The sequence below is a fragment of the Chromobacterium vaccinii genome, from assembly GCF_000971335.1.
Taxonomy (GTDB): Bacteria; Pseudomonadota; Gammaproteobacteria; order Burkholderiales; family Chromobacteriaceae; genus Chromobacterium; species Chromobacterium vaccinii.
Window position 1 is genome coordinate 15,548 of record NZ_JZJL01000003.1, and the last position, 25,494, is coordinate 41,041.

At 64.6% G+C, this 25,494-nt stretch carries 24 protein-coding genes; 7 read left to right on the forward strand and 17 right to left on the reverse strand.

The genetic code is table 11. The annotated features are described in order from the left end of the window. Positions 1 to 23: 23 nt before the first annotated feature. Complete coding sequence (lepB, locus tag VL52_RS02000; RefSeq protein ID WP_046155491.1) at positions 24 to 692, forward strand: signal peptidase I; 669 nt, start codon at positions 24 to 26, stop codon at positions 690 to 692. Positions 693 to 755: 63 nt separating this feature from the next. Here lepB and plsY read toward each other — a convergent pair whose 3' ends face one another. Further along, entirely contained in the window at positions 756 to 1,376 is a 621-nt protein-coding gene (gene plsY / locus VL52_RS02005) for a glycerol-3-phosphate 1-O-acyltransferase PlsY (RefSeq protein WP_046155492.1), read from the reverse strand. Between the two features lie 84 nt (positions 1,377 to 1,460). Between plsY and VL52_RS02010 the strand changes: the two genes are divergently transcribed. Continuing rightward, a complete protein-coding gene (locus tag VL52_RS02010) occupies positions 1,461 to 1,820 on the forward strand; it encodes a dihydroneopterin aldolase (protein ID WP_021475188.1) in 360 nt (119 codons plus the stop codon). 9 nt (positions 1,821 to 1,829) lie between these two features. On the opposite strand, the gene VL52_RS02015 is transcribed toward VL52_RS02010, so the two are convergent. The 14 genes from VL52_RS02015 to mutY form a co-directional block, all read right to left on the reverse strand. Next, entirely contained in the window at positions 1,830 to 2,123 is a 294-nt protein-coding gene (locus VL52_RS02015) for a hypothetical protein (RefSeq protein WP_046155493.1), read from the reverse strand. Between the two features lie 123 nt (positions 2,124 to 2,246). After that, complete coding sequence (locus tag VL52_RS02020) at positions 2,247 to 2,636, reverse strand: group II truncated hemoglobin (RefSeq protein WP_200895944.1); 390 nt, start codon at positions 2,634 to 2,636, stop codon at positions 2,247 to 2,249. Positions 2,637 to 2,699: 63 nt separating this feature from the next. Further along, complete coding sequence (locus VL52_RS02025; RefSeq protein ID WP_046155494.1) at positions 2,700 to 3,956, reverse strand: D-amino acid dehydrogenase; 1,257 nt, start codon at positions 3,954 to 3,956, stop codon at positions 2,700 to 2,702. Between the two features lie 104 nt (positions 3,957 to 4,060). Then, positions 4,061 to 4,918, reverse strand: coding sequence for a CheR family methyltransferase (locus VL52_RS02030; protein WP_046155495.1), 858 nt, complete (start codon positions 4,916 to 4,918; stop codon positions 4,061 to 4,063). Positions 4,919 to 4,985: 67 nt separating this feature from the next. Continuing rightward, positions 4,986 to 5,318 carry an iron-sulfur cluster insertion protein ErpA gene (erpA, locus tag VL52_RS02035; RefSeq protein ID WP_369826569.1) on the reverse strand — a complete coding sequence of 111 codons (333 nt, stop codon included), beginning with the start codon at positions 5,316 to 5,318 and terminating at the stop codon, positions 4,986 to 4,988. A gap of 121 nt (positions 5,319 to 5,439) precedes the next feature. Next, on the reverse strand, positions 5,440 to 6,468 hold the full coding sequence (gene argC / locus VL52_RS02040) for an N-acetyl-gamma-glutamyl-phosphate reductase (protein ID WP_046155496.1): 1,029 nt from the start codon (positions 6,466 to 6,468) through the stop codon (positions 5,440 to 5,442). Between the two features lie 133 nt (positions 6,469 to 6,601). Next, a complete protein-coding gene (rpsI, locus tag VL52_RS02045) occupies positions 6,602 to 6,994 on the reverse strand; it encodes a 30S ribosomal protein S9 (RefSeq protein WP_021475776.1) in 393 nt (130 codons plus the stop codon). A gap of 15 nt (positions 6,995 to 7,009) precedes the next feature. Next, positions 7,010 to 7,438, reverse strand: a complete 429-nt coding sequence (rplM, locus tag VL52_RS02050) for a 50S ribosomal protein L13 (RefSeq protein WP_021475775.1) — start codon at positions 7,436 to 7,438, stop codon at positions 7,010 to 7,012. A gap of 378 nt (positions 7,439 to 7,816) precedes the next feature. After that, positions 7,817 to 8,527, reverse strand: a complete 711-nt coding sequence (deoD, locus tag VL52_RS02055) for a purine-nucleoside phosphorylase (RefSeq protein ID WP_046155497.1) — start codon at positions 8,525 to 8,527, stop codon at positions 7,817 to 7,819. A 93-nt stretch (positions 8,528 to 8,620) separates the two neighbouring features. Further along, positions 8,621 to 9,838, reverse strand: coding sequence for a phosphopentomutase (locus VL52_RS02060; protein WP_046155498.1), 1,218 nt, complete (start codon positions 9,836 to 9,838; stop codon positions 8,621 to 8,623). A gap of 15 nt (positions 9,839 to 9,853) precedes the next feature. Continuing rightward, positions 9,854 to 11,179 carry a thymidine phosphorylase gene (gene deoA, locus VL52_RS02065; RefSeq protein WP_046155499.1) on the reverse strand — a complete coding sequence of 442 codons (1,326 nt, stop codon included), beginning with the start codon at positions 11,177 to 11,179 and terminating at the stop codon, positions 9,854 to 9,856. Between the two features lie 110 nt (positions 11,180 to 11,289). Then, positions 11,290 to 12,057 carry a deoxyribose-phosphate aldolase gene (deoC, locus tag VL52_RS02070; protein ID WP_046155500.1) on the reverse strand — a complete coding sequence of 256 codons (768 nt, stop codon included), beginning with the start codon at positions 12,055 to 12,057 and terminating at the stop codon, positions 11,290 to 11,292. Between the two features lie 224 nt (positions 12,058 to 12,281). Next, the gene (locus VL52_RS02075; protein WP_046155501.1) at positions 12,282 to 14,486 is read right to left on the reverse strand and encodes a RelA/SpoT family protein; all 2,205 of its coding nucleotides are present in this window, start codon (positions 14,484 to 14,486) and stop codon (positions 12,282 to 12,284) included. A 96-nt stretch (positions 14,487 to 14,582) separates the two neighbouring features. Beyond that, a complete protein-coding gene (gene mutY, locus VL52_RS02080) occupies positions 14,583 to 15,629 on the reverse strand; it encodes an A/G-specific adenine glycosylase (protein WP_046155602.1) in 1,047 nt (348 codons plus the stop codon). Positions 15,630 to 17,150: 1,521 nt separating this feature from the next. Between mutY and VL52_RS25170 the strand changes: the two genes are divergently transcribed. The 4 genes from VL52_RS25170 to VL52_RS02100 all read left to right on the forward strand — a co-directional run bounded on the left by VL52_RS25170 (position 17,151) and on the right by VL52_RS02100 (position 21,367). Next, a complete protein-coding gene (locus VL52_RS25170) occupies positions 17,151 to 18,347 on the forward strand; it encodes a THUMP domain-containing class I SAM-dependent RNA methyltransferase (RefSeq protein WP_052729063.1) in 1,197 nt (398 codons plus the stop codon). A 168-nt stretch (positions 18,348 to 18,515) separates the two neighbouring features. Then, complete coding sequence (locus VL52_RS02090) at positions 18,516 to 19,118, forward strand: MarC family protein (RefSeq protein WP_021478811.1); 603 nt, start codon at positions 18,516 to 18,518, stop codon at positions 19,116 to 19,118. Positions 19,119 to 19,261: 143 nt separating this feature from the next. Continuing rightward, entirely contained in the window at positions 19,262 to 20,587 is a 1,326-nt protein-coding gene (locus VL52_RS02095; protein ID WP_046155503.1) for a dicarboxylate/amino acid:cation symporter, read from the forward strand. A 117-nt stretch (positions 20,588 to 20,704) separates the two neighbouring features. Continuing rightward, positions 20,705 to 21,367 (forward strand): redoxin family protein, encoded by a 663-nt coding sequence (locus tag VL52_RS02100; protein WP_046155504.1) that lies wholly within the window; start codon positions 20,705 to 20,707, stop codon positions 21,365 to 21,367. Positions 21,368 to 21,443: 76 nt separating this feature from the next. Here VL52_RS02100 and ppsA read toward each other — a convergent pair whose 3' ends face one another. Further along, positions 21,444 to 23,831, reverse strand: a complete 2,388-nt coding sequence (gene ppsA / locus VL52_RS02105; protein WP_046155505.1) for a phosphoenolpyruvate synthase — start codon at positions 23,829 to 23,831, stop codon at positions 21,444 to 21,446. A gap of 282 nt (positions 23,832 to 24,113) precedes the next feature. Between ppsA and ppsR the strand changes: the two genes are divergently transcribed. Continuing rightward, positions 24,114 to 24,935 carry a posphoenolpyruvate synthetase regulatory kinase/phosphorylase PpsR gene (ppsR, locus tag VL52_RS02110; protein ID WP_046155506.1) on the forward strand — a complete coding sequence of 274 codons (822 nt, stop codon included), beginning with the start codon at positions 24,114 to 24,116 and terminating at the stop codon, positions 24,933 to 24,935. A gap of 17 nt (positions 24,936 to 24,952) precedes the next feature. Here the strand turns inward: ppsR and VL52_RS02115 are convergent, their stop codons facing one another. Further along, positions 24,953 to 25,309 (reverse strand): translation initiation factor Sui1, encoded by a 357-nt coding sequence (locus VL52_RS02115; protein ID WP_046155507.1) that lies wholly within the window; start codon positions 25,307 to 25,309, stop codon positions 24,953 to 24,955. Between the last annotated feature and the right edge of the window lie 185 nt (positions 25,310 to 25,494).

A 25,494-nucleotide genomic window follows, 5' to 3' on the forward strand; every position in this document is an offset into this window, starting at 1 on the left:
CTTCGACATGACTGGAAAAAAGCATGAGCCGTTGGCTGCGCAATAACCGCGGATTCCTGGTTTTCCTTTTGGTATTTGGCCTGTTCCGCACTGCCGTCGCGGACTGGAACCCCATTCCGACAGGCTCGATGCGCCCCACCGTCCTGGAAGGAGACGTGGTGCTGGTCAACCGGCTGGCCTACGACCTGAAGCTGCCGCTGACCCACGTCATCCTGCATCGCACCGGCGAGCCCCAGCGCGGCGACATCGTCACCTTCTCGTCGCCCAAAGACGGCATGCGGCTGATCAAGCGTCTGGTCGGCCTGCCGGGCGACACGGTGGAAATGCGCGATGAGCGGCTGATCATCAATGGCCAAGCCGCGCGCTACCAGCCGCTGGAGCGGCTGACCGAGACCGTGGCGGACAATGTGGCGCTGCCCGCGCTTCGCCTGCGGGAAAGCGGCGCGCTGCCGCCGCACCGCGTGCAGTGGCTATCCGGCGTCAACGCCCGCAGCAATTTCGGCCCCATCGCCATTCCGGCCGGACAATACCTGATGCTGGGCGACAACCGGGACGACAGCGCCGACTCGCGCTACTTCGGCCTGGTGCCGCGCGAACTGCTGATCGGCCGCGCCGTCGGCGTGATCGCCTCCGCCGACATCACCGCCAGTTGGATGCCGCGCTGGAGCCGTTTCGCCAGCAGCTTTCATTGACAGAGGCGCCGGACAAACAAAAAGCCGTCCAGAAGGACGGCTTATTCATTCCCGACGCGCGGCTCAGCCGGCGTCGCCCTTATTGCCTATCTTGTCTTCCTTGCCGGTCATCAGCTTGATCAGGTTGGACTTGTGCCGATGAACCACCACGATGGCGATGATGATGCAGGTGCCGAAATACACGCTCTGCGGCCCCAGAATGAAAAAGGCGTACACCGGCACCAATACGCAGGCGATGATGGCCGACAGCGAAGAAATCTTCACCACGAAGGCCATGAACAGCCAGGTGGCCAATGCGGCCAGCGCCAGCCAGGGGTTGATGCCGAACAGGATGCCCACCGCGGTGGCCACGCCCTTGCCGCCCTTGAAGCCGAAGAACACCGGCCACATATGGCCGAACAGCACGGCCAGCGCGCACAAGGCGATGCCCTGCTCGCCCAGGCCGTAGCGCGGCCCCAGCCAGGAGGCCAGCGCCACCGCCACCCAGCCCTTGACGCCGTCGCCCAGCAGCGTCAGCGCGGCGGCGAGCTTCTTGCCGGTGCGCAGCACATTGGTGGCACCGGGGTTGCCGGAGCCGTAGCTGCGCGGATCGGCCATGCCCATCGCCTTGCTGACGATCACGGCGAAAGACAGCGATCCGATCAAATAGGCCGCCAGAACAAAAGCGAATGCGGTCGTGGTCATGGTGGAGCGGTATCCGTTGCATTAGAATAGAGAGCTTCGGATTTTACGGTATCGGGCGCCAAAGCCCAACCACCTGACTGACAGATGGACATCATATTCCTGCGCGAAGTGCGCGCCGACACCGTGATCGGCGTGTACGACTGGGAGCGCACAGCCGCCCAGACCATTGAAATAGACCTGGAAATCGGCATTCCCAGCGACACGCCCTGCCACAGCGACGACATCGGCGACACCATACACTACGGCGTGGTGGTGGAGCGGCTGCGCCAGTCGCTGGAGGAGCAGCACTTCCTGCTGCTTGAGGCGCTGGCCGAGCATATCGCGAAGATGGTGCGCGAGGAGTTCGGCGCGCCGTGGGTGAGAGTGGCAGTCACCAAGCTGGGGATATTGCCCGGCGTGAAGCGCGTGGGCGTGCAGATCGAGCGCGGCCATCGGCCAAGCTGAGCCCGGCGTCTAATCGGTATTGAATTTCAGCCTCAGACCGACGTCTTTGTGATGCATGCGCACCGACAGGTGGGTGCGCTTGCCCATATCCAGCGCCGGCGTCAGCCTGAGGCTCTGGCTGCCCGGCTCGCGCTCCAGCCTCAAGGGGCCCAATTGCAAACCTTGCTCGGCCAATTCCGGCCGCTTCACCTCCGGGTCGCGCGGCGACGCGCACATCATCGCCTGCGGCAAACATCCCGCCAGGGCGGACTCTCCGCCCAATCCGATGACGAGCAGCAGCAGCAGCAGCAGACGGCGGCCCATGTCCAGACTCCAAGTATGGATACTTTAATCATGGACAAAGAGACACCGACTTCAAGCATCTCTTTCAACAGCTGCCAGCAATGCAGAAACAATCGCCCAAACGCCGCCCCCGACGCGTGCGGCTCAGCGATTGCGCATGAAATCCGCGGTGTTGTCGAACGCCTCCAGCAACTTGTCCTTCAGCCAATCCTCCGCCACCAGTTCGCTCACCGCCTTGCGCATGCAGAACATCCACTGGTCTCGCGCGGCCTCGTCCACCGCGAACGGCATGTGGCGCATCCTCAGCCGCGGGTGGCCGAAGGCTTCCATATACAGCGAAGGGCCGCCCAGCCAGCCCGACAGAAACATGAACAGTTTCTGGCTTGAGCCGGCGAGATCGGCCGGATGCATGTCGCGCAGCGGCTTCACCGAAGGCTCGCTGTCCATGATGTCGTAGAACCGGTCGCACAGCCAGCGGACCACTCCCTCTCCGCCCAGTAGCTGGTACGGCGTCATTTCCTGCACTTCGCTCATTCACGCTCCAAGCGCCGGCGCAAGACACGCCGGCCAAAACCATTCATCAATCGCTTCGCGGCCTCAGTGCCCGCAAAACGCGAAATCCAGCTGCGGCGTCCTGCCGCTGATGATCTCCGCCAGCGCTTTCCCCGACCCCGCGCCCTCGGTCCAGCCCAAGGTACCGTGGCCGGTGTTCAGGAACAGCCTGCCGATTCCGCTCTGCCCTATCAAGGGCACGTTGCCCGGCGTCGCCGGCCGCAATCCGCTCCAGAAGCGCGCGGCCTCCCAGTCGCAGGCCGAGGGAAACAGCGTCCTGGCCCGCCGCAGCAAGGCCTCGCAGCGCAGCGGATCGAGGCTGGACGAATAACCAGACAGTTCAGCGGTGCCGGCGATGCGCAGTTCGTCGCCCAAGCGGCTGAACACCAGTTTGTGGGATTCGTCGGTCAGGCTGACCATGGGCGCGGCGATCAGGCTCTTCACCGGCACCGTCGCCGAATAGCCCTTGGCCGGATAGACCGGCAGCCGCAACCCCAGCGGCGCGGCCAGCAACGGCGAGTGGCTGCCCAGCGCCAGCACGTAGGCGTCCGCCGCCACGCGCTGATAGCCGCCGTCCGGTCCCGTCACCGATACCGCCGACACGCCGCCATCCGCCGTTTCCAGCGCGTTGATCCGGGTATTGTAACGAAACTCCACGCCCAGGCCCGCGGCGGCCTCGGCCAACCCGCGTGTGAACAGATGCACGTCGCCCGACTCGTCGTCCGGGCACCAGCTGGCGCCGGCCAAGCTAGGCAACGTCGGCTCCAGCGCCGGTTCCAGCGCCAGCGCCTGCATCGGGCTGAGCACCCGCTTGTCCACCCCCAGCGCCTGCAGCCGCTCGGCCGAGCGCCGGGCATGGCGCAGCTGGCAGGCGTCGTAATGCAGACTGAGAATTCCGCGCGACAGGCGGCGGTAGGAAATGCCGGTTTCCTCGCGCAGCTGGCGCATCGCGTCTCGGCTGTACAACCCCAGCGCCACCATCTGCCGCATATTGCGCTGATGGCGGCCAGGCAGGCACTCTGCCAGGAATCCGGCGATCCAGCGCCATTGCGGCGGGTCCATTCTCGGCCGGAACAGCAACGGCGCGTCGTCGCGCCAAAGCCAGCGCAGCACCTGCCACGGCGCGCCCAGGTTCGCCCAAGGTTCGGACTGGCTGACCGACAACTGGCCGCCATTGGCGAAACTGGTCTCCCTCGCCGCGCCGCAGGCGCGCTCCAGCACCACCACCTCGTGTCCCATCCTGGCCAGGAACCAGGCGGTGGACACGCCCACCACGCCGGCCCCGAGAACCACCACTCGCATACCGCCTCCCCGCGCAAAGACAACGGGCAAGACTCGCTTGCCCGTTAGAGACGAAATGGTAATGGCAATCGCGCGGCGCGGCGACTGTTTTGTCGGACAAATGCCTACTTTTTCGCGTGCTCGTACACGGTCTTGCCGCGCAGATGGAAGTAATCGGACGCGAAATAGAAGTTTTCCGAGTGGCCGACAAACAGCAATCCATCCGGCTTCAGCAGCGGCGCGAAGCGCTTGAGCACGGCGAACTGGGTGTCGCGGTCGAAGTAGATCATCACGTTGCGGCAGAAGATCGCGTCGTACTGCTTGCGCACGCTCCAGTTGCTTTCGACCAGGTTCAAGCGCTGGAAAGTGATCATATTGCGCAGCGCCTGCTTGGCCTGGTAGCTGCCGTCGGGCTGCTTGTCGAAATACTTGACCGCATGGCCGGCCGGCAAGCGGGCGATCTTCTCCGCCGGATAGATGCCCTTGCGCCCGGTCTCCAGCACGCTGGTGTCCAGATCGGTGGCGAGCACGGAAATATTGGGCCGCGTGGTGCCCGGAAAGGATTCAAGCGCCGTAATCGCCAGCGAGTAAGGCTCTTCGCCAGTGGACGCCGCCGCGCACCAGATCGCCAGTTCGCCGCTGGCCGCCGCCTTCTTCTTCAGATGCTCCGACAGAATGGGAAAGTGGTGCTCCTCGCGGAAGAAGAAGGTCAGATTGGTGGTCAGCGCGTTGACGAACTGCTCGAATTCGCGCTTGCCGCCAATCGATTCCAGGAAATCGACATAGGCGGCGAAGCCGGGCAGCTTGAGCTCGCGGATGCGCCGCACCAGCCGGCCGTAAACCATGTCCTTCTTGGACGGATTCAGGGAAATCCCCGCCTCCTTGTAGATCAACTTGCGGATGCGCTCGAAGTCGGCATCCGTGAAAGAGAATTCACGATTGAATTCGATCTTGGGCAATACCACCGGCGGCAGCTTGTTCATGTTCTGGATTCCACAGCAAAAAGGCCCGGGGCAAGGGCCCGGGCCTGGTTCTTACCTGCGTTCAGTATCACACCGAGAACGAAGAACCACAACCGCAAGTGGTGGTGGCGTTCGGATTGCGGATCACGAACTGCGAGCCTTCCAGACTTTCCTGGTAATCGATCTCGGCGCCGACCAGGTACTGGTAGCTCATCGGATCCACCAGGAAGGTCACGCCCTGGCGCTCGATCGCGGTATCGTCCTCGTTGGCGATTTCATCGAACGTGAAACCGTACTGGAAGCCGGAACAGCCGCCGCCGGTGACGAACACGCGCAGCTTCAGGTCGGGATTGCCCTCTTCAGCGATCAGATCCTGCACCTTGGCGCAGGCGCTTTCGGTGAAGTTGATCGGGCACGGCATTTCGGTAGCAGCTTCTGTCATGTGTAACCTCGCAATTCAATCGGGCCGGTCGCGGCCATTCACCCACTATTTTAGTCGGATATCAGGGCGAATGGCGAGCCTTCAAGCCCCTGCCCTGCGATCACGGCAACAGCGGCACCACATCGAGGCCATCCGTCTCCGGCAGGCCGAACATCAGGTTCATGTTCTGCACCGCCTGGCCTGCCGCGCCCTTGACCAGGTTGTCTATCACCGACAGCACCACCACGGTGTCGCCGCCTTGCGGCCTGTGCACCGCGATCCGGCACAGATTGGCGCCTCGCACCGAGCGCGTTTCGGGATGGCTGCCCGCCGGCAGCACATCGACGAAGGCTTCCCCGGCATAGCGGCTCTCGAACAACTGCTGCAGATCGGCATCCTTGGAAAGCCTAGCGTACAGCGTGGCATGGATGCCCCGTATCATCGGCGTCAGGTGCGGAACGAAAGTCAGCCCCACCGGCTTGCCGCTGACGCGCGCCAAACCCTGGCGGATTTCCGGCAAGTGGCGGTGGCCGGCCACGCCGTAAGCCTTGAACGAGTCGCCGGCCTCGGCCAGCAGCGCGCCGATCTCGCCCTTGCGGCCGGCCCCGGACACGCCGGACTTGCAGTCGGCGATCAGGCTGGAAGCGTCGATCACGCCGGCTTCGATCAGCGGCAGATAACCCAGCTGCACCGCGGTCGGATAGCAGCCCGGGTTAGCTACCAGCCGCGCGCCGCGGATGGCCTCGCGGTTCACTTCCGGCAGGCCGTAGACGGCGTCGGCCACCAACTGCGGCGCGGCGTGCGGCATGCCGTACCACTTCTCCCACTCGAACACGTCCTTGATGCGGAAGTCCGCCGCCAGGTCCACCACCCGCACGCCGGCATCCAGCAGCGCGGCGGCCTCCTGCATCGCGATGCCGTTGGGCGTGGCGAAGAACACCACGTCGCAGTCCTGCAGCCTGGCCTCGTCCGGCGTGCTGAACGCCAAATCGATGCGGCCGCGCAAGCTGGGAAACATCTCGTCGACGCGGATGCCGGCATCCTTGCGCGAAGTCACCGCCGTCACGCGCGCCTGCGGATGCTTGGCCAGCAAACGCAACAACTCGACGCCGGTGTAACCGGTGCCCCCGACGATCCCAACCTTGATCATGTAGACTGCCCTTTATGTAAAAAAATGTCGCAAAAGCGACAGTTTAGGCAGTAGACGCTGTGGCGGCAAGTGCACAGCAAAAGAAAAAACCGCCGGGCCGAAGCCGGGCGGTTTTTCGAGCAGTAATCCCCGATTAACGCTTGGAGAACTGCTTGGCGCGGCGAGCTTTGCGCAGGCCGACCTTCTTACGTTCAACTTCGCGAGCGTCGCGAGTCACGTAGCCAGCTGCCGACAGAGCGGACTTCAGAGCAGCGTCGAAGTCGATCAGGGCGCGGGTGATGCCGTGGCGGATCGCGCCGGCTTGGCCGGTTTCGCCGCCGCCGACAACGTTCACCTTGATGTCGAAGGATTCGACGTTTTCGGTCAGAACCAGCGGCTGGCGGATAACCATGCGACCGGTTTCACGGGCGAAATACTCGTCAACAGGCTTGCCGTTAACGATGATCTGGCCGGAACCCTTCTGCATGAACACGCGAGCAACGGAGCTCTTGCGACGACCAGTGCCGTAGTAGTATTTACCGTTCATTGTTAAGCCTTAAAATCAGATTTCCAGCACTTTGGGCTGTTGGGCGACGTGCGGGTGCTCAGCGCCGGCGTATACCTTGAGCTTCTTGATCATGGCGTAGCCCAGCGGACCCTTCGGCAGCATGCCTTTCACGGCCTTTTCCAGAACGCGCTCCGGGAACTGGTTTTGCAGTTCGGTGAAGGTGCGTTCGTAGATGCCGCCCGGGTAACCAGAGTGACGGTAGTACTTCTTGTCTTGTGCCTTGGTACCGGTCACGCGCAGCTTGTCGACGTTCACTACGACGATGAAATCGCCAGTGTCAACGTGCGGGGTGAATTCCGGCTTGTGTTTGCCACGCAGACGGCGGGCGATTTCGGCAGCCAGGCGACCCAGCACCTTATCGGCGGCGTCGACCACGTACCATTCGCGCTTTACCTCATGCGCCTTGGCAGAAAAGGTCTTCATGGAACTCTTCCATCGTAATTCTTGAAAGTTACGGATTCTAGTGCAGTGGCCGGGTAGCTGTCAAACCCTTGTGACACAACAGATTTCCAGCAGGCGGGAAACGGTGGAATCCGGGCGAAAAACGGCGGCAAAAAAAAAGCGCAACGCTCAAGCGTGTTGCGCCAAGTTCCACCTAAAGAAGGAGGATGGAGGAGACAACACCAGGAACGCCACAGTGCGCAACGCCCTGATGCAATACCGATTATCGGTATACCATCTGGATTAGGCAAGCATTTTTTGTGCACTGCACGATAAACCGTGTGCGCGCATGCCACACTCCGTTTCGCAATGCGAAAACGGACGCCGGGCGGCGTCCGTTTATTCATGGCGATCAGTGGCTTACAGCTTGATCGCAGCGTCCAGCGCCACTTCCATCATGTCGCGGAAGGAGGTCTGGCGCTCCTCCGCGCTGGTGGCCTCGCCGGTCGGGATAATGTCGGACACGGTCAGAATGCCGACCGCGCGCGCGCCGTACTGAGCGGCCACGCTGTAGATGCCGGCCAGCTCCATCTCGATCACGTTGACCTGCATCTTGGACAGCACATGCAACATGTTCGGCTGCACGCCGTAGAACAGGTCGGCGGAAAACACGTTGCCGACGGTGACCCGCTTGCCCTGCTCGGCCGCGGTGTCCACCACGGTGCGCAGCAGCGTGTAATCGGCGATGGCCGCATAGTCGTGGTCGTTGAAGCGCATGCGGTTGACCTTGCTGTCTGTGGACGCGCCCATGGCGACGAACAGCTCGCGCAGCTTGATGTCAGGCGTCACCGCGCCGCAGGAGCCGATGCGGATGATGTTCTTGACGCCGTAGTCCTTGATCAGCTCGGTGGTATAGATGCTGGCGGACGGAATGCCCATGCCATGGGCCATCACTGACAGGCGCTTGCCCTTGTAGGTGCCGGTGTAGCCAAACACATTGCGCACATTGGTCACCTGCTCAGCGCCTTCCAGGAAGGTCTCGGCGATCATCTGGGCGCGCAGCGGATCGCCCGGCATCAGTACGGTTTCGGCGAAGGCGCCGTCTTTGGCGTTGATATGCGGGGTTGCCATTCAAGGTCTCCTCTAGATGACTCTGTTCCCGCCCGATTCGCTCGGACGGGGAAAAAGACGCCGGGCCGCGCGCGGCGGCCCGGTCTGGCGGCATCAGTCCAGGAAGGACGTGCCGTAGTCCATATTGGGCAGGCCCAGGTGGCTGGCGACGCTCTGGCCGATGTCGGCGAAAGTCGCGCGCTCGCCTATCGGCCCGGCCTTCACCTTCTTGCCGTAGCACAGCACCGGGATGTGCTCGCGGGTGTGGTCTGTGCCGGGCCAAGTGGGGTCGCAGCCGTGGTCGGCGGACAGGATCAGAATATCGTCGTCGCCCATCGCGGCCATCACCTCGGGCAGGCGCGCGTCGAACTCTTCCAGAGCCGCGGCGTAGCCGGCGGTATTGCGGCGATGGCCGTAGCTGGAGTCGAAATCGACGAAGTTGGCCATGATGATGGCCGGCTTGTCCTGATGCTGGTCCATCGCCGTCAGGGTTGCGTCCCACAGCTGGTCAAAGCCGGTGGCCTTGTGCTTGTGGGTGATGCCGACGTGGGCGTAGATGTCGGCGATCTTGCCGATCGACACCACGTCGCCGCCGGCATCGGCCAGCTTCTTCAACACCGTGGCCGCCGGCGGCTCCACCGCCAGGTCCTTGCGGTTGCCGGTGCGGGCGAACTTGCCCTTGCCTTCGCCGACGAAGGGCCGGGCTATCACGCGGCCGATATTGTAAGGCTCCAACAGCTCGCGCGTGATCTTGCACAGTTCGTACAAGCGCTCGAGGCCATAGGTTTCTTCGTGGCAGGCGATCTGGAACACCGAGTCGGCCGAGGTGTAGAAGATCGGCTTGCCGCTCTTCATGTGCTCCTCGCCCAGGCGGTCCAGTATCTCAGTGCCGGAAGCGTGGCAATTGCCCAGGTAGCCCGGCAGGCCTGCCTTCTCGACGATGGCGTCCAGCAGCGCCTGCGGAAAACTGTTGTCGTGGTCGGAGAAATAGCCCCAATCGAACAGCACCGGCACGCCGGCGATCTCCCAGTGGCCGGACGGAGTGTCCTTGCCGCTGGAGATTTCGCGGGCGTAGCCGTAGGCGGCCACCGGATCGGCCGGGTCCATGCCTTCCGGGAAATAGCCGGACGACAGCCGGCAGGCGTGGCCCAGGCCCACCTTGGACAGGTTGGGCAGCTTAAGCGGGCCGCTGCGGCCGACGTTGGCGCGGCCGGCGGCCGCCTCCATCGCGATGTGGCCCAGCGTGTTGCTGCCGGCGTCGCCGAACGCCGGCGCGTCGGCCGCCGCGCCGATGCCCAGCGAGTCCAAGATCAAGATGATTGCGCGTTTCATGATGCCTCCCCGGCCTTATTCGCCGCGGATGATCTGGTAAACCAGCGGCAGCTCGGACGGCGCGGCTTCGTCAACGCGGATGGCGGCCTTGACGCGGCGCGCCGCGTCTTCGAAGCTCGCCTCGTCGGCGGCGTGGATCATCATCAGCGGTGTGTCTTTGCCGATATTCTGGCCCAGTTCGACGAACTGCGACAGTCCTACGCGGAAATCCAGCACGTCGGTGGCCAAGCGGCGTCCGCCGCCCAGCGCGCACACCGCCATGCCGATGCCGCGGGTGTCCATCGCGCCGACATAGCCGGCGCGGTCGGCGTACACCGGGCGCACGATGGGGGCCGGCGCCAGATGGCGGTCGTAGTTTTCCATGAAATCGGCCGGACCGCCCAGCGCGGTCACCATGCGGCCGAAAATCTCGGCGGCGCGGCCGGAATCCAGCGCGGCCTGCAGCTTGGCGCGGGCGTCGGCCTCGTCGGCGGCCAGCTTGCCGCCGATCAGCATCTGCGCGCACAGCGCCATCGTCACTTCGTGCAGGCGCGGGTTGCGCTCGTCGCCTTTCAGGTAACGCACCGCCTCGCGGGTTTCGATGCTGTTGCCGGCGGTGGAGGCCAGCGGCTGGCTCATTTCGGTGATCAGCGCGGTGGTGGCCACGCCGGCGCCGTTGCCCACCTTGACGATGCGCTCGGCCAGTTCGATGGACTTCTGCATGGTCGGCATGAAGGCGCCGCTGCCGGCCTTCACGTCCATCACCAGCACGTCGAGCCCCGCCGCCAGCTTCTTGGACAGGATGGACGCGGTGATCAGCGCGATCGACTCAACCGTGGCGGTGACGTCGCGGGTGGCGTAGAAGCGGCGGTCGGCCGGAGCCAGGTCCGAGGTCTGGCCGATGATGGCCACGCCGACGTCCTTCACCACCTTGCGGAACAGCTCCGGCTCGGGGAACGGGTTATAGCCGGGCACCGCGGACAGCTTGTCCAGCGTGCCGCCGGTGTGGCCCAGGCCGCGGCCGGAAATCATCGGCACGAAGCCGCCGCAGGCGGCGACCATCGGCCCGAGCATCAGCGACACCACGTCGCCGACGCCGCCGGTGGAGTGCTTGTCCACGATGGGGCCCGGCAGGTTCAGGTCTTTCCAGTGCATGCGCCGGCCGGAATCGCGCATCGCCAGCGCCAGGTGGACGTTCTCGTCCAGCTCCATGCCGTTGAAGTAGATGGCCATCGCCAAGGCGGCGATCTGGCTGTCGGCGACGCTGTTGTCGGTGATGCCGGCGACGAATTGCTGGATGTCCTGCTGCGACAGCGTCAGGTTGTCGCGTTTCTTGCGGATGATTTCCTGCGGCAAAAACATGGCATTCTCCTGCCTGAAACCCATTGCGCTGCAGAATGAGACGGCAATGGGCGGTGCGGCCGGGAAATCGCCCGGCCAGAGTGCGGTAACCCCGCGAATTCTTGAATGGATCAGTAGCCGGAAGTCGGCTTGGCCACGCCGCCGGCGATCTCGATCTGCAGATTGGCCAGCAGGCTGGACGCGCCGAAGCGGAAATGGCGGGCGTCCGCCCAGCCCTCGCCCAGCAGGCGCGCGGCCAGGGCCAGGTATTCGGCGGCCTCGGTGGCGCTTTTGACGCCGCCGGCGGCCTTGAAGCCGCATTCGCCGCCCTGCTCCTTGATCACGGCCAGCATAGTTTCGGCCGCCGCCAGCGTAGCGTTGACCGGCACCTTGCCGGTGGAAGTCTTGATGAAGTCGGCGCCGGCGCGGATGGAAATCTCGCTGGCTGCGCGGATCAGCGCCGCGTCCTTCAGCTCGCCGCTCTCGATGATCACCTTCAGCAGCTTGCCGCCGCAGGCTTCCTTGCAGGCCTTGACCAGCTCGAAGCCGATATCGCGGTTGCCGGCCATCAACGCGCGGTACGGGAACACCACGTCCACTTCGTCGGCGCCGTAGGCGATGGCGGCGCGGGTTTCGGCCACCGCGATCGAGATATCGTCATTGCCGTGCGGGAAGTTGATGACAGTGGCCACCCGCACTTCCGGACAACCCGCTTCGCGCAGCGTTTTCTTGGCGATGGGCACGAAGCGCGGGTACACGCATACCGCCGCCACGGTGCCGTCCGGGCTCTTGGCCTTGCAGCACAGTGCGGCCACCTTCTCGTCGGTGTCGTCGTCGTTGAGGGTGGTCAGGTCCATCAGGGACAGCGCGCGGCGCGCGGCTTCAATCAGTGCAGACATATCGATCTCTCTCGTATGCGTCCAAAAGGCGCAAACCGCATGACGGCGGTTTACCCAGGGCAATGCCCACGATTATGAAAATTTCTTCACATGAAAGCAAATTGCGAATCGATGCGACTTGCTTAAACGCAAACCGTCCGGCGCCGGCCACTCGCCCGCGCCAAAAGCGAAACCGGCCGCAACGCCCGTCCCGCGGGCATTCCAGCCGGCTTCTCCGTTACCGCTCAGACCCGGCGCGCCTCCTGCACGCCGGACAATTCCATCAGGCGCGACAGCACACGGCTGATGTCCTGAACCTGGCGCACTTCCACCGTCAGCCGCAAGCGGCTCTTCTGGTCGCGCGACAGGGTGTTGACGCCGATCAGGTTCAGCTTCTCGCGCGACAGCACGTCGGAGATGTCGCGCAGCAGGCCAGGCCGGTCCTGCGACATCACCTCGATGTCGATCGGGAACACGCTGTTCTTCTGCTCGCCCCACTCGGCGGCGATCAGCCGCTCCGGCACTTCCTGCGACAGCTTTTTCAAGGTCAGACAGCTGCTGCGGTGGATGGAGATGCCGCGCCCCTTGGTGACGAAGCCCATCACCTGGTCGGGCGGCGCCGGCTTGCAGCACTTGGCCAGCACCGTCATCAGATTGTCCACGCCCTCGATCAGCACGCCACCGGCGTCGTGGCCACCCTTGCTGGCGCGGATCAGGCTTTCCGGCTGCACCTCCACCGCCGGCGGCGGCGCGAAGCTGGTGATCGCGTTGCTGACCGCGCGTATCGTCAGCTCGCCGTGCCCCAGCGCGCCGTAGACTTCGTCCAGCTTGTCGTAGCCCAGCTTCTCCGCCAGTTGCTGCAGATTGGGCTGGATGTGCGGCCGCCGCGCCAGCTCGCGCTCGAACAGCGCCTTGCCGGTCTCGCGCACGGTGTCGGCGTTCTGCAGGCGGATGTACTGGCGGATCTTGGAGATGGCGCGGTGGCTCTTCACCCAGCCGTCGTGCAGCCAGTTGACCGACGGGCCGCCTTCCTTGGCCACCAGCACTTCCACCCGCTGGCCGTTCTGCAGCGGCGTGGACAGCGGCACGATCTGCCCCTCCACCTTGGCGCCGCGGCAGCGGTTGCCGAGGCCAGAGTGGATGGCGTAGGCGAAGTCGATCGGCGTCGCGCCTTGCGGCAGCGCCAGCACCTTGCCCTGCGGCGTCAGCACGTAGATGGTGTCGGCGAACAGCTCGGTCTTGAACGCCTCGGCCAAGCCTTCGCGGTCGGACATTTCCTCGCGCCAATCGAGCAGCTGGCGCAGCCAGGAAATCTTCTCTTCGTAGGCGGCGTCGCCCTTGCCGCCTTCCTTGTAGCGCCAGTGCGCGGCGACGCCGAATTCGGCGTGCTCGTGCATCTCGAAGGTGCGGATCTGCACCTCCAGCGCCTTGTCCTCGGGGCCGACCACCGCGGTGTGCAGGCTGCGGTAGTTATTGGCCTTGGGATGGGAGATGTAGTCGTCGAACTCGCCGCGGATCGGCTGCCACATGCCGTGGATGATGCCGAGCGCGGTGTAGCAGTCCGGCAGCTTGTCCACCAGGATGCGCACCGCGCGGATATCGTAAAGCTCGGTGAAATCGAGCCTTTTCTTCTTCATCTTCTTCCAGATGGAATAGATGTGCTTGGGCCGGCCGGCCACCTCGGCCCTGACGCCGGCCTTTTTCAATTCCTCGCGCAAGACATCCAGCACCCGCTCGATATAGTCGATGCGCTCCAGCCGGCGCTCGTCCAACAACTTGGCGATCTTCTTGTAGGTGTCCGGCTCGGTATGCCTGAGGCCCAGGTCCTCCAGCTCCCACTTGATCTGCCAGACGCCCAGGCGGTTGGCCAGGGGCGCGAACAACTCCAGCGTCTCGCCGGCGATGCGGCGGCGCACCGCCTCGTCCTGCACGTTGGCCAGGTAGTGCATGGTCTGGGTGCGCCAGGCCAGCTTGATCAGCACCACGCGGATGTCCGCCACCATCGCCAGCAGCATCTTGCGCATGGTCTCGGCCTGGCGCGCGCAGTCTTCGGGCGTGGCCATCCTGTCGATGCGGGCGAACTCGGTGATGCGGCGCACACCGCCGACGCCGTCCACCAGCATCGCCACGGTCGGGTTGAAGGCCTCGGTCAGCCAGGCCTGCCATTCCGGCTGGTAGTCCGGCGCCGAGAACAGCAAGGTGGCGACGATGGCGTCGGGCAGCAGGTTCAGATCGGCGACCACCGCGGCGGCGGCCACCGCGTGGGTGAACAGGTCTTCTCCGGTGGAGGGAACGGCCTTGCCGGCGTACAGCTCCCGTGCGGCGTGGAAGGCGCGCGCCAGCAGCGCGCCTTCCTCATGGGGAAAGACGGCGGACATGCGCTCCAGCCAGCGCGCCGGGTCGGCGGCGTCGGCCAGGGTATCGGCAACGGTGCGGACTACGGAAACCATATCAGTTCTATCTGGACGGACTCGCCGTCTTAAAACCGCGGCCGGGCTCGCCCGGCCAGCGGATTGGCCACGCGGACAGGGCTAGCCTGCCCTCTTTCAATCATGCGCCGCCAGCCTCAGCAGCAATCGGCGCACAGGAGCCGGCACGCCGGCGTCCACCGCCTGATCGATGTCCAGCCACTGGCCATCAGCCTCGGCGACTCCAGCCGCGGCCAGACGGTCGATCCGGACCGGCTGCGGCGTGATGATCAGGCGAAAATGGGTGAATACATGTTCCAGCTCCGGCCAGGCGGGCAGCATGTCGCCATCTCCCCGGCCGCTCAGCCAGCCTTCCATCTCTAGCGTGGTGCCGAACTCCGGCAGCGACAGCAATCCGCCCCAGATGCCGGTGGGCGGCCGGCGCTCAAGCCATACCTTGTTTTCGTGCCGCGCCAGCAGCATCGCCGTGTGGCGCGTCGGCACCGCTTTCTTAGGCCGCGGCGTCGGCAGCTCGCCGGTGCGGCCCTCGCGCGCGGCCACGCAGCCATCCACCATCGGGCAGACGGTACAGGCTGGCTTGCCGCGGCTGCATACCGTGGCGCCCAAGTCCATCAGGCCCTGCACATAGGGGCCGATGTCGGCGGCGTCGGCCGGCAGGATCTGCTCGGCCAGCGCCCACATCCGTTTCTCGATGGCCTTGTCGCCGGGAAAGCCGTCTATGCCGAAACAGCGCGCCAGCACGCGCTTGACATTGCCGTCCAGGATGGTTTCGCGCCGGCCGAAGGCGAAGGCCGAAATCGCGGCGGCGGTGGACCGCCCGACGCCGGGCAAGCGCTCCAGCCGCTCGCGCTCGGGCGGAAACTCGCCGCCGAACGCGTCCATCACCATCCGCGCCGCCTTGTGCAGATTGCGCGCCCGGCTGTAGTAACCCAGGCCGCTCCACTGCGCCAGCACGTCGTCCGCCGGCGCTGCGGACAGCGCCGCCACATCCGGAAAACGGGCCAGGAAGCGCGGATAATAATCGAGCACGCTCTTCACCTGAGTCTGCTGCAGCATGATCTCAGACAGCCAGACGCGGTATGGATCCTTCACCTGCCAGGGCAGGTCGTGGCGGCCGTGCCGCCGTTGCCAGGCCACCAGCCGGGAGGCGAAACTGCTGTGCAACATCGCAATCCAATATCCAATCGAACCGGTTATGGTAGCGGAAAGCCGCAGCGTCACCAAGCAGGCGGCGGCCAAATACGTTAAAATTAAAGGATTACTTATTTTAGCTTGTCCATTCGAGGTCGTTTCATGTCCAGTTTCCGCTCCCGCCAACGCGCCAGCCAGCGCCGCGATCAAACCAGCCGCGAACGCGCGGCCAACTCGCCGGCAGGCGGAAACCCGAGCGCCCCCGATCGGCCGCCTCAGGACGGCAAGCCGCGCGCGCCCTATTCCGGCCAGCGGCCCGGTCCGGGCAAGCCTGACTGGAAGCCCGGCCAGGAGCAGCGCCGCTTCGACAAGCGCCCCGACGACCGCGGCGACGGCCAGCATAAACGCTTCAACCGCGACGGCGACAAGCCGGCCTGGCAGCCGCGCCAGGACGATCGTCGTTTCGACAAGCGCCCTGACGACCGCGGCGAAGGCCAGCAGAAGCGTTTCAGCCGCGACGGCGACAAGCCGGCCTGGCAGCCGCGCCAGGACGATCGTCGTTTCGACAAGCGCCCTGACGACCGCGGCGAAGGCCAGCAGAAGCGTTTCAACCGCGACGGCGACAAGCCGGCCTGGCAGCCGCGCCAGGACGATCGCCGCCTCGACAAGCGCCAGCCGGAAGCCGGCCATGAGCGCCGCTACGACCGCGACCGCGGTCCGTCCAATCGCAAGCCGCTGCCGGAAGGCGTGGAACGCGCTTCCGAATTCCGCCGCGACGGCGCGCCGCAGGACAAGCGCTACAGCCGCGACCGCGGCCCGTCCGGCCGCAAGCCGCTGCATACCGAAGACGCCCCGCCGCGCGAATTCAAGCCGCGCGCCGAAGGCGGCTTCCGCCGCGATGACAAGCCGCAGTGGCAAGCCCGCGAGGACCGCGCCTCCTACGGCGACAACGGTCCGCGCAAGGTGTTCGCCAAGCGCGAGGTTGGCGACAGCCATTCCCGCCGCGACGACAAGCCGCAGTGGCAACCGCGCGAAGAACGCGCTCCGCGCCACGACGGCGACGCGCCGCGCAAGCCCTTCGCCAAGCGTGAGGACGGCGAGCGCGACAACCGCTTCCGCCGCGACGACAAGCCGCAATGGCAGCCGCGCGAAGAACGCGCTCCGCGCCAGGACGGCGACGCGCCGCGCAAGCTGTTCTCCAAGCGCGAGGACGGCGAACGCGACAACCGCTTCCGCCGCGACGACAAGCCGCAATGGCAGCCGCGCGAAGACCGCGAGCCGCGCCAGGACGGCGACGCGCCGCGCAAACTGTTCTCCAAACGCGAGGACGGCGAGCGCGACAACCGCTTCAGCCGCGACGACAAGCCGCAATGGCAACCGCGCGAAGACCGCGGCCCGCGCGGCGACCGGCACGAGCATCGCCCGCGCGGCTTGCAGCCCTTCGGCGACACCCACCGCGTCGACCAGCCGCGCCGCGCTTTCGAACAGCGCCCGCATGACGGCGGCCACGTCCACGCGCCGGCCGCCCGCGCCGAAAACGTGATCACCAATCGCCTGGACAGCCGGCTGTCGCTGTTCGCCCCCTGCCCGCGCGGCCTGGAGCAGATCCTGGCCGACGAATTGCTGGCGCTGGGCGCCGGCGACATCGCGCCGACCGACGGCGGCGTGGCCTTCGCCGGCGACGCGCGGTTGATGATGGCCGTCAACCTGCACAGCCGCACCGCCAGCCGCGTGCTGCTGCGCCTGGCCCACGGCGGCTACCACGCCGACCAGGACATCTACCGGCTGGCGATGGGCGTGGACTGGCCGCGCTGGTTCGACGTGTCGCGCACCATCAAACTGAAGGCCGACGGCATCGCCGCCCGCGTCAAGAGCCTGGACTACATCGGCCTGACGGTGAAGGACGCGATCTGCGACCGCTTCCGCCAGACCCATCAGGGCCGCCCCAGCGTCGACACCCGCCACCCGGACGTGCGCGTCAATGTGTTCCTGACCGCCGACGAGGCGACCATCTATCTGGACACCAGCGGCGAGCCGCTGTTCAAGCGCGGCTGGCGCGAGGAAACCGGCGAAGCGCCGCTGCGCGAAAACCTGGCCGCCGGCATCCTGCTGCTGGCCGGCTATGACGGCAGCCAGCCGCTGCTGGACCCGATGTGCGGCAGCGGCACCTTCCTGGTGGAGGCCGCCGACATCGCGCTGAACCGCGCGCCGGGCCGCGCCCGCCGCTTCGGCTTCGAAGCGCTGTCCAGCTTCGATTCCGCCGCCTGGGAAAAACTGCAACTCGACGCTCGCAAGGCCGAGCAGCCGGCCGCTTCGCTGGCCATCCGCGGCTCGGACCGCTCGCAAGCCATGATCAACATCGCCCGCGCCAACCTGGAGCGCGCCGGCCTGGCCGATCTGATCGAGGTCGCGGCCGCCGACGTGGCCGACACCCGCCCTCACGCCGAGCACGGCCTGATCGTCAGCAACCCGCCCTACGGCGTGCGGCTGGAAGAACAGGACCAGCTGGCGGCCTGGTACCCGGAGCTGGGCGACTGGCTGAAGGCCCACTTCGCCGGCTGGACCGCCTGCCTGTTCAGCGGCGACCTGCGCCTGGGCAAGCTGATCCATCTGGCGCCGAAGCGCCGCACGCCGCTATTCAACGGCTCGCTGCAATGCCGCCTGTTCGTCATCAATATGGTGGAAGGCAGCGCGCGCAAGCAGAAGGACGGGGAAAACGGCGAGACCGAGTCCGAAAACGGCGAGCAGTAAACGCCCGCCCGCTCCGGCGACATGCCGCCCCGCCTATGGCCGGGCGGCATTTTTACGGACGTTCGCCGCCAGGAGCTGCGAGAACGGTTAATTTCCAGTCGCATCCCCGCTCGCCGCCATTCGGCCGGCATGAGATAATCGCAGCCGAACCCACCCAAGCCTCAAACCATGCAAACCTCGTTTCTATCCGCCACCATCCTGCTGATCCTGATCACCGACCCGCTGGGCAATATCCCGCTGTTCATCTCCGCGCTGAAGCAAGTGAAGCCCGAGCGCCGCAAGCGCGTGGTCTACCGCGAGTGCCTGATCGCCTTCCTGGTGCTGACCATCTTCATGCTGTTCGGCCGCAATTTCCTCGAGCTGATGCATCTGACCGACGAGTCGATGCGCATCGCCGGCGGCGTGATCCTGTTCCTGATCGCGATCAAGATGATCTTCCCCGGCGAAGGCAGCGTGTTCGGCGGCGACAAGCTGCACGGCGAGCCTTTCATCGTGCCGATCGCCATTCCGCTGATCGCCGGCCCGTCGGCGATGGCCACCGTGCTCTTGCTGTCCACCCGCGAGCCGGGCCGGATGCTCGAGTGGATGGGCGCGCTGACCATCTGCATGCTGGTCACCACCGTGGTGTTCCTGTTCTCCGGCAAGCTGCAGAAGCTGCTGGGCGAACAGGCCATCACCGCGCTGGAGCGGCTGATGGGGCTGGTGCTGACCGCCATCTCGGTGGAAATGCTGCTCAGCGGATTCGCGTCCTATCTGAAACAGCTGCACTGAATATTCAAAGCAGATACGGCATCAGGGTTATCCCCGATAGGGATATCGACAATGCTCCCGGCCGATGGCTGTTGTTAGCATCGGATGCAAATGGACCATCCAAGAGTCCGCATCCGAAGCAACCAACGCCAGTCGGGAGAACCATGCAAACCAAGACCCCCTTCTTTTCGCGCCTGTACGTCCAGGTGCTGATCGCCATCGCGCTGGGCGTCACGCTCGGCGCCCTCGCGCCTGACTTGGGCGCCAAGATGAAACCGCTGGGCGACGCCTTCATCAAGCTGATCAAGATGATGATCGCGCCCATCATTTTCGCCACCGTCGTGGTCGGCATCGCCAAGATGGGCGACATGAAGGAAGTGGGCCGCGTCGGCGTCAAGGCGCTGTTCTACTTCGAAGCCGTCACCACGCTGGCGTTGGTGATCGGCCTGGTCGTGGTCAACCTGCTGCAGCCCGGCTCCGGCCTCAACATCGACCCGCACACGCTGCACGCCAAGGACATCGCCAAATACACCGCCGGCGCCAAGGAAATGAACACCGTCGATTTCCTGCTGCACATCATCCCGGACACCGTCGTCGGCGCTTTCGCCAGCGGCGAGATCCTGCAGGTGCTGACCTTCTCGGTGCTGCTGGGCCTGGCGCTGACCAAGATGGGAGACAACGGCAAGAACATCGTCCACATCCTGGACGAGTTCTCCCACGCGTTGTTCGGCGTGATCAATATGCTGATGAAGCTGGCCCCGATCGGCGCTTTCGGCGCGATGGCCTTCACCATCGGCAAGTACGGCATCGGCTCCTTGAAGCAGCTGGGCTTTTTGATGGCCTGCGTGTATCTGACCTGCTTCGCCTTCGTCTTCATCGTGCTGGGCACCATCGCCCGCTTCTCCGGCTTCAGCCTGTGGCGCTTCCTGGTCTACATCAAGGAAGAAATCCTGCTGGTGCTGGGCACGTCTTCGTCCGAATCGGCGCTGCCGGGCATCATGAAGAAGCTGGAGAACCTGGGCTGCTCCAAGCCGGTGGTCGGCATGGTGGTGCCCACCGGCTACTCGTTCAACCTGGACGGCACTTCCATCTACCTGACCATGGCGGCGATCTTCATCGCCCAGGCCACCAATGTGAACCTGACGCTGGGCGAGGAGCTGGCCATCATCGGCGTGCTGCTCTTGACCTCCAAGGGCGCGGCGGCGGTGACCGGCGGCGGCTTCATCACGCTGGCGGCCACGCTGGCCACGCTGGGCGGCAAGCTGCCGGTGGAAGGACTGGCGCTGCTGATAGGCATCGACCGCTTCATGTCCGAGGCCCGCGCCATCACCAACCTGATCGGCAATGGCGTCGCCACCGTGGTGATCGCCAAGTGGGAAAAAGCCTTGGATGTCGAACGGATGCGCCAGGTGCTGGAGGGCGCCGAGCCGCCCGCCCCGCCCAGAAGCCGGCAGGAAACCGCGCCGGAGCCGGCGCTGCAGACTTCCTGAGGCGCCCGCGCCCGTTTCCGCCAACCCGCCGCCAGGCGGGTTTTTCGTTTCATTTAGGACGAAATTCTTGATTTCGCTGTCCGCTCGTCCACGATGAAAATGCTAGGAGGAGTGGAAATGGAAGACTTTTGGGTGCAATACGGCGATGAAATGCTGCCCGTCATCGGCGATTTCCCACGCCAAGGCAGCTATTTGCCCAGCTTCATGCTGGTGGACGACCAGAAGCGCGACGCTCCGCTGGAGGGCTTCTCCCACACGCCGAAGCTGATCGTCACCCTGTTGTCGGTCGACGAGGAAGAACACGCCGGCCTGTTGCTGCTGCGGGAAACCCGGCGCTTTCTGGACAGCTGGCCCCATCTGAAGCTGATCGTGATCACCGTCGACTCGCCGTCGTCGCTGGCGCGCGCGCGGCACGAGCACGGCCTGCCCAATATCGCGCTGCTGTCCACGCTGCGCGGCCGCGACTTCCACAAGCGCTACGGCGTGCTGATCACCGAGTACCCGCTCAGCGGCTATACCTCGCCATCCATCATCCTTGCCGACGCCGCCAACGTGGTCCATTACTCGGAGCGGCTGGCGAATACCCGCGACTTCTTCAATTTCGACGCCATCGATGCCCTGCTGCAGGAAGGAGAGCAACAGGCGATGGCCGCCGAGCGCGAAGCCTCGGAGGCGCGGCAGGAGCAGGAGGCGGAGCGGGAAAAAGGCACCGAGCGGCTGCTGGAAAAGGCCAAGCTGATCCAGGATCAGCTGGGCCGGAACGGCGGCGCCGGAAGCTGAGCTCAGCCAGCGGCAGGCAAAGAAAAACCGCCCGTTTTCGGGCGGTTTCTCATTCACCGATGGATTGCCGTCAGCCTCAGCTGTTCAGTTCCTTGGCCAGGTACAGCCAGGTTTCCACCACGGTGTCCGGGTTCAGCGACACGGTCTCGATGCCTTCTTCCACCAGCCACTTGGCGAAATCCGGATGGTCGGACGGGCCCTGGCCGCAGATGCCCACATACTTGCCCAGCTTGCGGCAAGCCTGGATGGACATGTGCAGCATCGCCTTCACCGCCTCGTTGCGCTCGTCGAAGGTGGAGGCGATCGGGCCGCCGGAGTCGCGGTCCACGCCCAGCGTCAGCTGGGTCATGTCGTTGGAGCCGATCGAGAAGCCGTCGAAATGCTGCAGGAACTTCTCGGCCAGCACCGCGTTGGTCGGCAGTTCGCACATCATGATCAGGCGCAGGCCGTTTTCGCCGCGCTTCAGGCCGTTTTCGGCCAGGATCTCGACCACCTTCTCGGCTTCGGCCAGCGTGCGGACGAAGGGGATCATCACTTCCACGTTGGTCAGGCCCATCACGTCGCGCACCTTCTTGATGGCGCGGCATTCCAGCTCGAAACAGTCGCGGAACGATTCGGCCACGTAGCGGGCGGCGCCGCGGAAGCCGATCATCGGGTTTTCTTCGTGCGGTTCGTACAGCTGGCCGCCGATCAGGTTGGCGTACTCGTTGGACTTGAAGTCCGACATGCGCACGATGACCTTCTTCGGGTAGAACGCCGCAGCCAGCGTGGACACGCCTTCGGCGATCTTGTCGACGTAGAAGTCAACCGGGCTGGCGTAGCCGGAGATGCGGTCGGAAATGGTTTCCTTCAGCTCCGGGCTCAGCTTGTCGAATTCCAGCAGCGCCTTCGGGTGGATGCCGATCTGGCGGTTGATGACGAACTCCATCCGCGCCAGGCCCACGCCTTCGTTCGGCAGTTGGGCGAAATCGAACGCCAGTTCCGGGTTGCCGACGTTCATCATGATCTTGACCGGCGCCTTGGGCATCTTGTCCAGTTCCAGATCGATGATTTCCACGTCCAGCAGTCCGTCGTAAATGTTGCCGGTGTCGCCCTCGGCGCAAGACACGGTCACCTGCATGCCTGCCTTCAACACGCGGGTGGCGTCGCCGCAGCCGACCACGGCCGGAATGCCCAATTCGCGCGCGATGATCGCCGCGTGGCAGGTGCGGCCGCCGCGGTTGGTGACGATGGCGGCTGCGCGCTTCATCACCGGTTCCCAATCCGGGTCGGTCATGTCGGTCACCAGCACGTCGCCCGGCTTGACCTGATCCATCTCGGACGCGTCGCGGATGGTGCGCACGGTGCCTTGGCCGATCTTCTGGCCGATGGCGCGGCCTTCGCACAGGATTTCGGACTTGCTGTTCAGGCGGTAGCGGCGCAGGGTGTCCTTGCGGTCTTCCTGCGACTTAACGGTTTCCGGACGCGCCTGCAGGATGTACAGCTTGCCGTCCACGCCGTCGCGGCCCCACTCGATGTCCATCGGACGGCCGTAATGCTTTTCGATGATCAGCGCGTACTCGGCCAGTTCGGCCACTTCTGCGTCGTTGATCGAGAATTCTTTGCGCAGCGCCGGCTCCACATCCACGGTTTTGACCGAACGACCGGCTTGCGAGGCGTCGGTGAACTCCATCTTGATCAGCTTGGAGCCCATGGTCTTGCGCAGCACCGCCGGACGGCCGGCTTTCAGCGTCGGCTTGTGCACGTAGAACTCGTCCGGGTTCACGGCGCCCTGCACCACGGTCTCGCCCAGGCCATAGGAAGCGGTGATGAACACCACGTCTTCAAAACCGGATTCGGTGTCGATGGTGAACATCACGCCAGCCGCGCCCATGTCGGAACGCACCATGCGCTGCACGCCGGCGGACAAGGCCACCACGTCGTGGGCGAAGCCCTTGTGCACGCGGTAGGAGATGGCGCGGTCGTTGTAGAGGGAGGCGAAAACGTGCTTCATCGCATCCTTGACATTGTCAAGGCCGCGGATATTCAGGAAGGTTTCTTGCTGACCTGCGAACGAGGCATCGGGAAGGTCCTCGGCGGTGGCGGAAGAGCGGACCGCTACGGAGATGTCGGCGCCGCCGGCGTCGGCCACCATCTTGTCCCAGGCTTCCTTGATGTCTGCATCCAGTTTGGCCGGGAACGGGGTGTCGATGATCCACTGGCGGATTTCCTTGCCCACCCGGGCCAGTTCGCTGACGTCGTCGATATCGAGTTTGGCCAGCGCGGCGCTGATCTTGTCGGCCAGGCCATTGTGCTGCAGGAAATCCCGGTACGCCTGGGCGGTGGTGGCAAAGCCGCCGGGAACACGAACGCCGGAACCCGCCAGCTGACTGATCATTTCGCCGAGGGAGGCGTTCTTGCCGCCGACCTCTTCCACGTCGGTCATACGCAGCTTCTCGAACCAGATGACGTAGTTGTCTGCCATCACTTCACTTCCTGTGTTGGGATTGGGACGATGGGCCGCATTCTAGCCGAATTACGTGCGAATTGCGTAGCATCTTTTGCGCTGCACAAGACTTTTTGCGACAGGCCCATCGACAAAATCAATACAATCAAACAGTTGTTTTGAGGATGACAGTCCTGAATAAGCAAACGTCATGTAATTTTATGATTACATGAAGAAAACGAACCGGCCCTCGCCATATCGCCGCCGCCCGCGCCGGTATACACTTTGCAGCAGGCAAATCCACCATCCGCAAGGTCATCCATGTCGCACCACCGTTCAGCCTTCTTCATCTCAGACCGCACCGGCATCACCGCCGAATCCCTGGGCCACACGCTGCTGACCCAATTCGACGCGCTGGATTTCCACCGCGAAACCGTGCCCTTCGTCGACACCGTGGAAAAGGCGCGGGCGCTGGCCGAGCGCATCAGCGAGGTGGCCGAGCGCGACCATCTGCGCCCGATGGTCTTCACCAGCATCGTCAATCCCGAAGTGCGCGAAGCGCTGCGGCTCAACAACGTGGTGCTGATCGACTTCTTCGAAACCTTCATCGGCCACCTGGAGGGCGAGCTCGGCCAGAAGGCGACGTTGACGGTGGGCAAGGCCCACGGCATGGTCAACGAGGAGAAATACGACCACCGGATCGAAGCGGTGAACTTCTCGCTGAACCACGACGACGGCGTCAAGCTGAAGGATCTGGACGAAGCCGATGTGATTCTGGTTGGCGTGTCCCGCTCCGGCAAGACCCCGACCTGCCTCTACCTGGCGCTGCAATACGGCATCCGCGCCGCCAACTATCCGCTGACGCCGGAAGACCTGGGCAGCCCGACCCTGCCCAAAATCCTGCTGCCGTTCAAGGACAAGATGTTCGGCCTCACCATCGATCCCAACCGGCTGCACCACATCCGCTCGGAGCGCCGGCCGGACTCCAAGTACGCCAGCATGGACAACTGCCGGCGCGAGGTGAATGAGGCGGAATCGATGTTCCGCCATCACGGCGTGCCCTTCATCAGCACCACGCACAAGTCGATCGAGGAGATCGCGTCCACCATCATGCACAAGGCGGCGCTGGGCCGGAAATTCTGATCCGGCGCGGGCGGCGCCTAGCCGCCCGCCCGCTTGGCCTTGAAGCCCAGCCTGGCCAGCTCCGCGACCACGATCTCGACGTGGTCGCCCTGGATTTCCAACGTCCAGTCTTTCACCGTGCCGCCGCTGCCGCAACGCGCGCGCAGCTGCTTCCCCACCTTGGTCAGTTCGTCGGCCGCCAGTTGCAGCCCCTTCACCACCGTGACCGCCTTGCCGCCGCGGCCCTTGGTTTCCCTGGACACCCGGACCACGCCGTCCCCGGCAGGCGCGGCCGGCGCCTTGCAGCGACATTGCGTCTCGGGCTGCCGGCATTCCGGGCACATCCGGCCATGCTCGGTGGAATACACCAGCCCGCCCGTTTTCTCTCTTCCCATTCCTGTTTCGCTCCCGGCATGGCCAACCATGCCATCATGGCAAGGCTAGGATTTGCGCTATGCCATTGTTTATTTGTAAATTTCCTGCAAACCGAAGAACAATAGCAACTATTCGCTCTCAAATAATGTGAATATTACCCAAAGAGAGCGTCATGAATCTGCCCGATCCCCATCTGCCGCCCATC